This is a genomic window from Rhodothermales bacterium (assembly GCA_017643395.1).
Lineage (GTDB): Bacteria > Bacteroidota > Rhodothermia > Rhodothermales > UBA10348 > JABDJZ01.
This window is the reverse complement of sequence record JAEPNP010000002.1, coordinates 1-11856: the sequence shown is the minus strand read 5'-3', so window position 1 is coordinate 11856 and position 11856 is coordinate 1. Positions and strand designations below refer to the sequence as shown.

Below are 11856 nucleotides of genomic sequence, written 5' to 3'. Positions count from 1 at the left end.
TGTGCGAAAGGGGGGACTCGAACCCCCACGTCCTCTCGGACACTAGATCCTAAGTCTAGCGCGTCTACCAATTCCGCCACTTTCGCAGGGCGGCGAATATAGCAGAAACTGCCTCGACCCCGGCGTGCCGCGTAACGATCTCAACGGGTATTGAAAAACCGCGGGTCGTGTGAGGCACCCCGCAGGCTGCGGAACCGTGCGCAGACCCGTCCGGTTTGCGAGGGCTCATCGAAAGCCGCTATATGAGACGACGCGTGTTCGTCCTCGCCGTCCTGTTGGGCCTGGGGACATCGGCGGGGTACGCCCAAGAGACCTGGATGGACTATTCCCCTTCCAGGGATGCGGTTCAGGAAGCCCTGAACCCGGATGTGTTCAACAATCTTGTCACAGCCCAGTCGGCCCTGGTCCGCGTGGCCGGGTGCGACGGAGTCTTCATGTCGGGGCAGGGCCTGGTGCTCTCCACGCGTTCGTGTCTGGCTGAGTACCTGCCGGCGGGAGCGCACTATGGGGAGCCGCGGCCGCTGGATGTGCCCGTGGACAGTGTGTTCGATGCCGTGCACCTGGTCTTCGCGCCGGAGGATGAGGTTGCCGGCTTTGGGGGCAGGCTCCTCTATCCTTCATACCGGTTCGACATGGTGCTTCTCCGCTTGATGAAGGCCGATGAGCCCATCGCAAGTCCCGTTCATTTTTCCATTGGGGGCGCGACGGCGGGACCTGAGAACCGCGTTCTGGAGATTTCTTCTGGCAGTGTGTCCCTGGGCGAGGTTTCCGGATTCCAGTTCAACGGTTCGTTGGCGATGTCGCACACCCTGCTGTTCGGCATGCTGGACCGGTATCACGGAAATGGTGGCCGGGAACCCTGGTCGCTGCCGGCGCAGTGGGCGGATGCCGGGCAAATGGTGGACCTGACCACGCCCATCAACCTTGCTGCGACCACAAAGGGTCGGGCGGGGGCGGCACTTGTAAACGAGTCGCTTGAATTTGTTGGGTTTGTGCTAGGGCATGGCGAAGGTGCGGAGTCGCGATCCATTGCGCTCGATGTGCGGGGAATCGAAGCGGCGCTTTCCGGTCTGTATCCGACCGAGGGGCTGTGGGATGAATTGAAAGGAGGGGAGTTGTAATGCGTTGGATCCCTCTCTTCTTAATGGCGGTCCTGGTAGCCTGCGCGCCGCCCCGGGAGATAGTCCCGGTCACCTCGGTACCCGTGCGTTCCGACACGACCGCGCGGCCTGCCGTCACGCCGCCCACGCAGGCGGCACTGCTGCCGTACGCGGACGTGCCCACCGGCCGTTTCGACGGAGGCAAGATGTGGACGTTCGACAATCCGCCGGTTGCGTACTTCCAGGAGGAGTACGGCCTCACCGTGGATTCACTCTGGCTCGCGCGAGCCCGCGGCGCGTCGTTGCGCTTCGGCACGGGCTGTTCGGCCAGTTTTGTGTCGGCGATGGGGCTCATCATGACCAACCACCACTGCGCACGGGAAAGCATCACCGAGGTGGAAGAAGAGGGGGAGGGATTGCTCGACGCCGGGTTTCTCGCTACCTCCCGGGCCGAGGAGCGGGCCGTGGAGGATCTGTACGTGGACCGGCTCATGGCGATAGATGATGTCACCGCTGAGGTGTACGCGCTCGACCGCGCAGACATGCCGCCTTCGGCCCGCGCCGCAGAACGGGATCGCCAGGCCGAAGCGCTTGGATCACGCCTGACGGCAGAGGCAAAGGCCACCGACTCGACTCGCGTCGTCGAGGTCGTTCCGTTGTACAACGGTGGGCGCTACGCGGCGTACACGTATGAACGACTGGACGATGTGCGCCTTGTCATGGCGCCGGAGCTGCAGGTCGGCTTCTTCGGCGGCGACTGGGACAATTTCACCTACCCGCGCTACAATCTGGATGTGGCCTTCTTCCGCGCCTATGACAAGGCCGGACGGCCCATCAGGCCATCACACTATTTCCGATGGTCGGATGACGGTGCCGCGGAAGGAGACCCGGTGTTCGTTGTGGGGAGCGGTGGATCCACAAGTCGCCTGGCCACCGTCAGCCAGCTGGAATACCTCCGGGATCACGAATTGCCGGCCACGCTGACGCTCCTGGACAAACGCGCCCGGATCCTGCGTGAGTATGTGGACGCGAATCCGGAAGAGGCGGACGCCTACGACCTGCGAAATGCCTACTTCTCGCTGCAGAACACACGCAAGTCGCTTCAGGGACAGCTGGACGGTCTCCAGTCCGACTGGTTGATTCCGCGCAAGGGCGCTGCCGAGCTGGCGCTCCAGCAGAAAATCTTGCAGTCTGACTCGCTGTCCGCAGAGTACCGGAGCGTGTTCGGCGAACTGGCCGCGGTGCAGCTCTCCAAAGAGGCCTCTCTGGAGACCGCCCAGGCATTTGCGTTCTTCCTCAATCCGTCGCTGAGCTCCCGAATACTGGCTCGCGCCATGTACGGGTATGTGCTGACCCTCATTCGGCAGCGCGGAGCACCGCCGCAGCAGCGAGCCGAGATTCGTGAAGAGGCGCTGGAAATCGAGAGTTTCCCACCCGAATTGGAGAAGCAACTGATCGCCCTGCGGATCTCCGAACTGCGCGACGCGCTGGGCCCCCAGGATGCGTCCGTCCGTCGCCTGCTCGGCGACAGCACGCCGGAAGAGGTGGCGGCCTTATTGGTGGACAGCACGGCGCTCAAGGACTCCAGTTCGTTCCGCGTGCTTCTGGACAAGAACTACCTCACCAGCGGCGATGCGTCAGTAGAGGCGATTGAAGTCATCGCACCACTCTACTTCACCCAGAACCAGCAGCTGGAGAGCTTCGAGGAGCGCGAGCAGGCGCTCAACTCGCGGCTCGGGCGCGCCCGGTTCGCCGTCTATGGCCACGAAGTGCCGCCGGACGCGACGTTTTCACCCAGGCTTTCCGACGGCCGCGTCCTGGCCTACGAAGTGGACGGCTACGCCATACCACCCTTCACCACCTACTTCGGACTGTACGAGCGCTTCTATGCCTCTTCGGGACAGTCGGAGTGGACGCTTCCTGAGCGCTGGATCGATGCGCCCGCGACCTTTGACCGCAGCACGCCGCTCAATCTGGTATCGACGAACGACATCACGGGGGGCAACTCTGGTTCGCCTCTGCTTAACGCGGACCTGGAGATTGTAGGGTTGATCTTCGACTCAAACATGCAGGCGCTGCCCAACGAGTTCATCTACACAGATGGCCAGGCGCGGTCCGTCTCGGTGGACTCGCGCGGGATTCTGGCGGCGCTGGTTGAGGTCTATGGGGCGCACGATTTGGCGGGAGAACTGCTTCGTGGCATGGATCGGCCGGCCGAGGAAGCGGGCGGGCGCTAAGGGACCGGAAGCGAGATCGAGACCATTCTGCCGCCTATCGCGGCCGGACTCAGCCCAGGAGCTCCGCGATCGCCGGAGTCACGCCCGTCAGGTCCGTCACCGACGCAAACGATGGCGCACCCGGCCCAAGCACCGCAAGGGGCACCGGGTGGCGGGTGTGGGTCTTGACGGACAGGTCCTCCAGGTTTCCATGGTCGCTGGTCAGGACAATCGTCAGGCCTTCCCCGCGCTGCTCGACAAGGGCCTGCAGCAAGCCATCCAGCGGCGACAGGATGCGCGCTGCCAGCTCCCGATCCTGAGCGTGACCGGCCTTGTCCGTGTGGAATACCTCGAACAGGGTGAACGCGTGCGTTTCTGCCAATCCCAAGAGCCGATTCGCTGCCTCGGCCGGTGAAACCTCGGTGACAGCGAGTCCCAGATGTCTGGCCAGGCCGCGGCCCGTCACGTCTGCGGCGATCCCGCGACCGGCTTCCAGATCCTCTATCGTGCGAATCTGAACGCCGGCATCCAGGCATGCGCGGGTCGTTACCGGCCATCGTTTCATACGCTCGACCCACGCAAAGAATCGCGGGGGGTAGGCGTTGGCGAATGCGCATCGCTCAGGACCAACCCGTTGAAAGATGCTGGACTCCCGCAGCGCCTTTCGGGTCGCGGAGTGCGGGTAGGGGCCATAGTGCCGCCCCGCCAATTGGGCACAGTTGATGCCCGTGAACAGTGTGGCCTGCCCGGTGCCTGACTGTGGGAGTCCTTCCAGGCCTAGATTGGCATCGATAGCACGGAAGAGGCGGTGGGGCTCGTTGACGCTGGACCCGGAGACCCAGCGAAGACCGCCCGATAGTGCTTCAAACCCGGGGAGATCCGCGCAGAACGGATTGCTCTCCGGCTTGCACGGGCCCAGGCCGATGCCGTCGACAAATAGCATGAGTACCCGACTCATGGAAGCGCTAAACTTGGCTCATGGAAGTGACGGCGGGGACTACGGACCAGAGAGCGATTCGCGGTGTGCTGGAGCGCATTCGGGAGCGACTCATCGGCCCCCGCCCGGCTCCGCAATGCAACGCGCTGGTGCTTTCGGGTGGAGGCGCGAGGGCCTCGTATCAGGCGGGCGTACTTCGATTCATTGCCGACCAGTACCCGGACGTCTCCTTTCCGATCCTGACCGGAGTGTCGGCGGGAGCCATCAATGCGGCTGCCGTGGCGAATGACGAGACCTCCTTCAACGCAGCCACCTCCAAGCTGGTACACTGCTGGTCGAACATTCGCTCCGACGATGTTTTTGAGGCCCCCTCGTCGCTCTCCTATCTGTGGCGCACGCTGCGTGGAGGGCCCGAGGAGAACCTCGGTGAGATTGTGCCCCGAAACGGCATCGTCGATACAGCGCCTCTCAGGCAGTATCTCTGCCGCATATTGAACTCCCCGGACGGCAGGCTGGAGGGGGTGGCAGAGAACCTCACCAGGGAGCGGCTGCGCGCACTGGCGCTGATTACCACCAATTACGCCACCGGGCAGACGGTGTCGTGGATTCAGGGCCACCAAACCCATGGCTGGGAACGACCGAACCGCGTGGGCCTCTCAGAGCAGCTGACCGTGGATCACATCATGGCGTCCACGGCACTGCCGTTCCTGTTTCCGGCCATTCCACTGGGGCCGGCCTGGTATGGCGATGGGGGGATTCGGCTGTCCGAGCCACTGAGTCCGGCGATTCACCTGGGCGCCGACCGCATCATCGCTGTGTCCACGCGATATGATCGGACACGCCGAGAGGCCGACATGCCGTCCACGTACGGGTACCCGCCTGCAGCCCAGATATTCGGCATTCTGCTGAACGCGATCTTCCTTGACCGCATCGACCAGGACGCGGCCATTCTGTTGCGCTACAACCGGTTACTGGACATGATTCCCCGCCGCGACTGGGGCGACATGAAAAAAATCAGGCTGGTGCTGGTGCGACCCTCCCGAGACCTTGGTCGTCTGTCGGGAGAGTATCAGGCCGACCTGTCCGGAATTCTGAACCTGTTCGCGCGCGGACTCGGCTCACGCGACACGAAGAGCCCCGATTGGCTGTCGATGATCCTGTTCGACCCATCGTATACCGAGCGCCTGATTGACATAGGCTATGCGGACGCGAAGGCCCGAAAGGACGACTTCGACCGGTTCTTCAGCGACGAAGAGCCCGACTAGCGCGCCGGTTTCTGAAACTCGGCCAAAAAGGGAAACAGCGTGCTCGCGCTCATTTCCGAAAGGCGCCTGCCGTCGACGAATACGGGTATCTCGTAGAACTCTGCGTGCTCGAGGATGGCGTGGCAGAGTTCGGTGTAATCCGGAAAGCTGACCGGCACTTCGAGCTTGAGATCGCTGACGGAGGTCACCGCCAGACCGGCTTTACCGACATCCACGCAGCGTGCGTCAACCCAGTCGATCCGGATGCGTCGCCGACGATAGTCGTACCCGACAACCTCGCGATCGCTGAACTTGACGCACCACACCTGGGCTCGCAGGGTACTCCACTGGCGCAGGAGGGCGGAGCCTGCCCAACCCCAGAGACCGATGAGCACGACAGCGATCGGAAGTAGGCTGACGGCACCCGTGACGACCGCAAATACGCCGATGCCGGTCAGCACTCCGAGACATGCCGCGCCTGCGGCGTGACGCCTTGCGGCAACGCGTGTCACCACATTGACACGCTCATCGTCAAATACCTGGTACCAGCGGCTCATAGGCTCCCGTTTCCAGTGCAACGAATCACGCTGCAAAAAGGATACAGTTTTGGCCAACCGAACCGGAAAAAAGATAGGCCCTCCGGCAAAAACCGGAGAGCCTGTTGTAGCGGGGGCAGGACTCGAACCTGCGACCTTCGGGTTATGAGCCCGATGAGCTACCAGCTGCTCCACCCCGCGATCGAGCAAAGAATATAGCCTCTCAGGAGCGGCATTTCCAAAGCCGCTCGTAACATTCACGTCACTTACATGCGGGGTGGCGGCAGCCGGCTGATCTTGCGCCAGCCGGGTCACCCACAACCGGATCACCATGAGACTGGAACAGGATTTGGAGCAGCCACAGGCAGAACGAATACGGTCCCGCATGCTGCGTTCCCTCTGTCTTGTGTTCTCCATGGCCGGCCTGCTGAGTTGCAGCCCTGATCCGGGTCCGCGCCAGATCGCGATCACCCTGGATGATGCCCCCATCGTCAAGCCGTTGAGCTATCCGGGGGAATGGGAACGGCAGCAGGCGGTTGACAGCCTCATTTCGGTACTCGACAAGCATGCCGCTGCGGCAACCGTGTTTGCCATAGCCGGAGATCTGGAGACACCGGAGGCCAGGGCGCTGCTGGCCCGGTGGACGGAAGCCGGTATTTCGGTAGCCAATCACTCCGTAACCCATCGTTCGTTCAATGAGCTGAGTCTGGAGGAAGGTGCTCGGGAAATCGCGCAGGCGCAGGCCGTGCTTTCCCGGTCCGTCGATCCGGCACATGTGGTGCGCTATTTCCGCTTCCCGTACCTGGAGCGGGGGCGCAGTCTGGATGAGCGCGACCAATGGATGGCCGTGCTGGACTCACTGGCGCTCAAGGTCGCACCCGTTACGGTCACCAATGACGACTGGCGGTTCGACAATGACTATGCGGACGCGGAGCTGGCCGAAGACTGGGACCGGCGTTTCCAGGTGGGGCAGGCCTACGTCGAACACATCAAGGAGTCGGTGCGACACTGGGACGGACTCGCGCAGGAGATGTACGGGCGGAACGTGCCTCATGTATTGCTGCTGCACGCGAATCGGGTCAATCGCGACTACCTGGACACCATCCTCGGCTGGCTGTCGGCAGAGGGATTCGAATTCGTCACCCTTGCCGAGGCGTACGAGGATCCGATGTACCGCGAGGAGACCACCTGGCTGGGTTCGAGCGGCGTCTCACTGCTGGAGCAGATCAAGCAGACCCGCATGGCGGAGGGGAGCTACACGGCGCGGTAGCTGCCGGCCGAGCGCTCGCGGCCTGCCACGTGTGGGCAAAGCGGCGCGGGGGCGCGGGGCGTGTGCCGCTGGGTGTGTGGGGCTCACCGCGGGCGCGGGGGCGTGCCGCAGGGCGCCGCGGCAATTTCAAGCAAACTCTGTGCGCCTCAACTACGGCGGTGACAGAGGCCAGAATCCGGGGCCGTATACTGCGCTTCTGCGCAACGATCCCCTGGGAAATGGCCCATCTCCATCCGTTCAAGGCGGTGCGTCCGACGGCTGAAGCCGCCTCCGACGTAGCCTCGGTCCCCTACGACGTCATCAACGGCGAGGAGGCCCGGGAACTGGCCAAAGGCAACGCCCGCAGTTTTCTGCACGTGATTCGCCCGGAAATCGACCTGCCGGAAGGCACGGACGAGCACGCGGACGAGGTCTACGCCCGGGGAGCGGCCAACCTCAAGGCGTTTGCGAGCGCAGACTACACGGTCGAAGACCCTCAGCCCAGCCTGTACCTGTATCGGCTCATCATGAAGGGGCGCAGCCAGACCGGCATCTTTGGCTGTGTGAGTGTGGCGGACTACGACAATGACGTCATTCTGAAGCACGAGCTCACCCGGCCGAAGAAGGAGGATGACCGCACGCGGCACATCGTCGAGCAGAGCGCGCACGCAGAGCCGGTCATGCTGACCTTCAAGGATGACGATGCCGTCGCCGGCTTGATGTCCGATTGTGCCCGGCAGGACCCGGTGTACGACTTCGTGGCCCCGGACGGCGTGCAGCACACGATCTGGCGCTTCTCCAACCCTGATGCGGTGGTATCCGCCTTTCAGGGGATCGACAATCTGTATGTCGCTGACGGCCATCATCGCTGCAAGGCGGCCAGTCGAGCCGCTGCCGAACTGGGGGCCGGGCCGAGCGATGAGGCCTCCTATTTCCCGGCCGTGCTGTTCCCCATGGCAGAGATGCACATCATGGCGTACAACCGCATCGTACGTACTCTGCCCGTTCCTCCGGCCCAGTTTTTGGCGCAGCTCGAGGTTCGGTTTGGCCTCAGGCCCGATGCGAGTCCTACTCCGATGCGGCGTGGCGACATCGCCCTCTACGTCGACGGGGCCTGGTTTGGCATGACCCTTCCGCACACCGAGGGCACCTCTGCCAGCGACCGCCTGGATGTGGGCCGACTGACTGAGCATATCCTGGAGCCGATGCTCGGCATTACCGATCCTCGCCGGGACCCCAACATTGACTTTGTGGGCGGCATCCGCGGCACACAGGAGCTGGAACGACTCGTGGATTCGGGTCGGGCAGCGCTTGGTATTTCCATGTACCCCACCAGCATAGAAGAACTGGTTGACGTATCGGATGCAGGCCTTCTGATGCCTCCCAAGTCAACCTGGTTTGAGCCGAAACTGCGCTCCGGACTGCTGGTGCATCGCTTCTGACAGCCATGACCATTCTCGTTGCCGACAAGCTCTCGCAGACCGGACTGGACCGTCTCGCCGCGGCCGGCCACGAGGTGATATCCCGGCCGGAGTTGACGGGCGATGCGCTCCAGGCAGCCCTTGAGCAGCACAACCCTTCGGTCCTTGTAGTGCGCTCCACCAAGGTGCCGGATTACGTGTTGGCCGCCGGTGCTGATCTGCAGCTTGTGGTGCGTGCCGGAGCCGGCTACGATACCATCGACGTCGCCGGAGCCTCTGCCCGCGGCGTGTTCGTGGCCAACTGCCCCGGCAAGAACGCCGTGGCGGTTGCGGAACTGACCATGGGGCTGATTCTGTCGCTGGACCGCCGGATTCCGGACAACGTGTCCGATGCGCGGGCGGGCGTTTGGAACAAGGCGGCCTACGCCAAGGCGGCCGGACTGAAGGGTCGGGTACTGGCGCTGATCGGGATGGGCAACATCGGGCGGGCCGTGGCGCGCCGCGCTGCGTCGTTTGGAATGCCTGTTCGCGCCTGGAGCCGGTCCATGACGCCGCAGAAGGCGGACAAATGGGGTGTTACGTGGTGCGAGTCACCTGCCGACGCGGTCGAAGGCGCGGACATCGTGTCGCTGCATGTGGCGGCTACTGATGCCACCCGGGGGCTCGCATCCCGGGAGCTGTTCGAGGCCATGAAGCCGGGCGCCATGTTCATCAACACGACCCGCAGCAGCGTCGTGGATGAGGATGCCTTGGTCTGGGCGCTTGAGGAGAAAGGCGTGCGAGCCGGATTGGATGTCTTCGCGGAAGAGCCCGCCGCCAAAACAGGCGAGTTCGAAAGCCGGATAGCCAGCCACCCGTCCGTGTACATCACGCACCACATCGGTGCCTCTACGGCGCAGGCGCAGGAGGCGATCGCCGACGAGGCCGTTCGGGTGGTGCTTCAGTTCGCAGAGACGGGCGAGGTTCCGAACTGCGTCAACATGGCTCAGCGCTCGGATGCCACGCACCAGTTGACCGTGCGCCACCTGGACCAGGTCGGCGTGCTCGCCTCCGTGCTCGACCAGATGCGGTACGCCGACTGGAACGTGCAGGAGATGGAGAACCTGCTGTTTCAGGGCGGAGAGGCCGCCTGTGCCCACATTCGCTTTCACGGCAAGCCCAATCCCGAAGTGCTGGAGCGCATCGCCCGGCATCCGGACGTGCTGGCCATTTCCATCGTAGAACTCTGAGTATGCGCGCTCACAACTTTTCGGCAGGCCCTGCGGCGCTGCCGTTGTCGGTCATTGAAGAAGCCAGGGCCGAACTGCCCGTCTACAAGGATGCCGGCGCATCCATCATGGAAATCAGCCATCGATCGCCGGAGTACACGGCCGTGGCGGCGTCTGCCCGCGAGCGGCTGTCCAGTCTGCTGGGCATCGGCGATGAGTGGCACATTCTGTTCCTCCACGGGGGCGCCTCCACGCAGTTCTATCAGGTGCCGTTGAACTTCCTGTCGGAGGGCGGCACCGCCGACTACGTAGACACCGGAGCCTGGTCGGCCAAGGCCATCAAGGAGTCGCAGCGTGTGGGCACCACGCATGTTGCCGGGACTTCGAAGGCGGACAACTACACCTGGATTCCGTCTCCCGCAACCTGGGATCGCACCGAGGGCGCGTCCTACCTGCACTTCACGTCCAACAACACCATCCACGGTACCGAGCTGCACGTGGACCCGGCCTCGGATGTGCCGTTGGTGTGCGATGCGTCCAGTGACTTTCTCAGCCGTCCGTATGACCTGTCCAACTACGGCTTGATCTACGCCGGAGCGCAGAAGAACCTCGGACCGGCGGGTGTTACGCTGGTGCTGGTGAAGGACTCGTTCCTGCAGCGCCGTAATTCGGATGTGCCCACCATCCTCGACTACGGAACGCACACAGCCAAGCTGTTCCACACGCCGACCGTCTTCGCGGTGTACATGGTGGAGAAGGTGCTGGCCTGGATCCAGGAGAACGGTGGCCTGGAAGGCATGCGCCGGCGCAATCAGGAAAAGGCGGATCTACTTTACGGGCGTCTGGACCGCACGGAGTTTTACCGGGGCACTGCCCGGGACGACGCTCGCTCATTCATGAACGTGACCTTCCGGTTGCCGTCGGAGGAACTGGAATCCCGCTTTGTGGCAGAGGCCAAGGGCGAGGGGCTGGTCGGCCTGAAAGGACACCGCAGCGTCGGCGGGATCCGCGCGTCCACCTACAACGCGATCGGGATCGAGTCCGTGAAGGCGCTGGTGGACTTTATGGACCGGTTCGAGGCTTCGAACGGCTGAGCGGAGGTGCGGGGGCCTGTGGGGCCGCTGGGCCGGGCGGGCCTCTGGGGCGGACCTGGCGGCTGGGGCGCTGGGCGGCGGTTGGGGCGGACCTGGCGGCTGGGGCGGGCCGGATGTCGCGCTCGACGGCCGACCGCACCCACCGATTTACCGCCAAGGTGGAATAGGGACCCGGGATTCAACTTGGCCCCCGTTTGAAATCCGCGCAACGCGGAATCGGACCCCGATTTTCCGCTTGGCCCCCAAAAATCTCGGGGTAGATTCTCGTCTAGTTGAAACTAGATATAGCAAGGGGTTCCTTCCCGGGTGAGTTACGACGTCACCAGAAAGGAACCCCCTACATGAAGAAGTCCCACGATACGACGCCTTCGGAACGCAGTCCACAGGTCCCCACGCGATTGAGCGAAGTGCTCCATGAGGGCGTGGAGGTTAAGCTGCACTTGGTCCAGCACTACGCGGAGTTGGCGTTACTGCTGGTGCGCGAGATTCTCGAGGACAACGTGACCTCGCTCTGCGGTCCCCGTTACAGCCGTCATCCTGCCGAGAGCACGTTGCGGCGCTGGGGTACCAATCCCGGTTCGATCCAGATCCAAGACGAGCGGGTGCCGATCCGGGTGCCCCGCGTCCGCGACGTTGCCACCGGCCACGAGGAGCCGCTTGAGACGTATCAGCAGATGAAGGCGGCGCTGGATGTGGATGCGAAGCTGGAAGAGGCGATCGTGCTCGGCCTGGCTCAGCGGGACTATGGGCAGGTTGCCGGTGCGTTTGTAGAGCCCTCCCACATGGGTGGCACAGACGGCGGCCTCAAACGGCTGAAGGCCCATCGCCAACAGGCCCGCACACAATCCGGC

General features: G+C 63.5%; 10 protein-coding genes and 2 tRNA genes. 8 read left to right on the top strand and 4 right to left on the bottom strand.

Going from position 1 to position 11856, the window contains the following annotated elements; translation table 11 throughout:
* Positions 1 to 2: 2 nt before the first annotated feature.
* Positions 3 to 86, bottom strand: a tRNA-Leu gene (locus JJ896_08585).
* Between the two features lie 156 nt (positions 87 to 242).
* On the opposite strand from JJ896_08585, the gene JJ896_08580 reads away from it, so the two are divergent.
* Positions 243 to 1121: a S46 family peptidase gene (locus JJ896_08580; protein ID MBO6779694.1), complete on the top strand. Its 879-nt coding sequence runs from the start codon at positions 243 to 245 to the stop codon at positions 1119 to 1121.
* Positions 1122 to 1204: 83 nt separating this feature from the next.
* Positions 1205 to 3337, top strand: a complete 2133-nt coding sequence (locus JJ896_08575) for a S46 family peptidase (GenBank protein ID MBO6779693.1) — start codon at positions 1205 to 1207, stop codon at positions 3335 to 3337.
* A gap of 49 nt (positions 3338 to 3386) precedes the next feature.
* On the opposite strand, the gene JJ896_08570 is transcribed toward JJ896_08575, so the two are convergent.
* A complete protein-coding gene (locus tag JJ896_08570) occupies positions 3387 to 4274 on the bottom strand; it encodes a hypothetical protein (GenBank protein MBO6779692.1) in 888 nt (295 codons plus the stop codon).
* Between the two features lie 20 nt (positions 4275 to 4294).
* Here JJ896_08570 and JJ896_08565 point away from each other — a divergent pair, with 20 nt between their 5' ends.
* Positions 4295 to 5518: a patatin-like phospholipase family protein gene (locus JJ896_08565; protein ID MBO6779691.1), complete on the top strand. Its 1224-nt coding sequence runs from the start codon at positions 4295 to 4297 to the stop codon at positions 5516 to 5518.
* On the opposite strand, the gene JJ896_08560 is transcribed toward JJ896_08565, so the two are convergent.
* Positions 5515 to 6054 carry a hypothetical protein gene (locus JJ896_08560; GenBank protein ID MBO6779690.1) on the bottom strand — a complete coding sequence of 180 codons (540 nt, stop codon included), beginning with the start codon at positions 6052 to 6054 and terminating at the stop codon, positions 5515 to 5517. The two genes, JJ896_08565 and JJ896_08560, sit on opposite strands and share 4 nt — an antisense overlap.
* Before the next feature lie 107 nt (positions 6055 to 6161).
* Positions 6162 to 6234: transfer RNA gene (locus JJ896_08555), tRNA-Met, on the bottom strand.
* 130 nt (positions 6235 to 6364) lie between these two features.
* Here JJ896_08555 and JJ896_08550 point away from each other — a divergent pair.
* The 5 genes from JJ896_08550 to JJ896_08530 form a co-directional block, all read left to right on the top strand.
* Complete coding sequence (locus JJ896_08550) at positions 6365 to 7303, top strand: polysaccharide deacetylase family protein (protein ID MBO6779689.1); 939 nt, start codon at positions 6365 to 6367, stop codon at positions 7301 to 7303.
* Positions 7304 to 7521: 218 nt separating this feature from the next.
* Entirely contained in the window at positions 7522 to 8724 is a 1203-nt protein-coding gene (locus tag JJ896_08545) for a DUF1015 domain-containing protein (protein MBO6779688.1), read from the top strand.
* Between the two features lie 5 nt (positions 8725 to 8729).
* Entirely contained in the window at positions 8730 to 9932 is a 1203-nt protein-coding gene (locus JJ896_08540; protein ID MBO6779687.1) for an NAD(P)-binding domain-containing protein, read from the top strand.
* Positions 9933 to 9934: 2 nt separating this feature from the next.
* Positions 9935 to 11005: a 3-phosphoserine/phosphohydroxythreonine transaminase gene (gene serC, locus JJ896_08535; protein ID MBO6779686.1), complete on the top strand. Its 1071-nt coding sequence runs from the start codon at positions 9935 to 9937 to the stop codon at positions 11003 to 11005.
* A 341-nt stretch (positions 11006 to 11346) separates the two neighbouring features.
* A partial coding sequence (locus tag JJ896_08530) for a hypothetical protein (GenBank protein MBO6779685.1) occupies positions 11347 to 11856 on the top strand: 510 nt, incomplete at its 3' end.

Bases quoted from the DNA above. Each gene is read 5' to 3' on its own strand.
- JJ896_08565 (MBO6779691.1), top strand. From the start codon at position 4,295: ATGGAAGTGACGGCGGGGACTACGGACCAGAGAGCGATTCGCGGTGTG.
- JJ896_08550 (MBO6779689.1), top strand. From the start codon at position 6,365: ATGAGACTGGAACAGGATTTGGAGCAGCCACAGGCAGAACGAATACGG.
- JJ896_08580 (MBO6779694.1), top strand. From the start codon at position 243: ATGAGACGACGCGTGTTCGTCCTCGCCGTCCTGTTGGGCCTGGGGACA.
- JJ896_08540 (MBO6779687.1), top strand. From the start codon at position 8,730: ATGACCATTCTCGTTGCCGACAAGCTCTCGCAGACCGGACTGGACCGT.
- JJ896_08570 (MBO6779692.1), bottom strand. From the start codon at position 4,274: ATGAGTCGGGTACTCATGCTATTTGTCGACGGCATCGGCCTGGGCCCG.
- JJ896_08560 (MBO6779690.1), bottom strand. From the start codon at position 6,054: ATGAGCCGCTGGTACCAGGTATTTGACGATGAGCGTGTCAATGTGGTG.
- JJ896_08545 (MBO6779688.1), top strand. From the start codon at position 7,522: ATGGCCCATCTCCATCCGTTCAAGGCGGTGCGTCCGACGGCTGAAGCC.
- serC (MBO6779686.1), top strand. From the start codon at position 9,935: ATGCGCGCTCACAACTTTTCGGCAGGCCCTGCGGCGCTGCCGTTGTCG.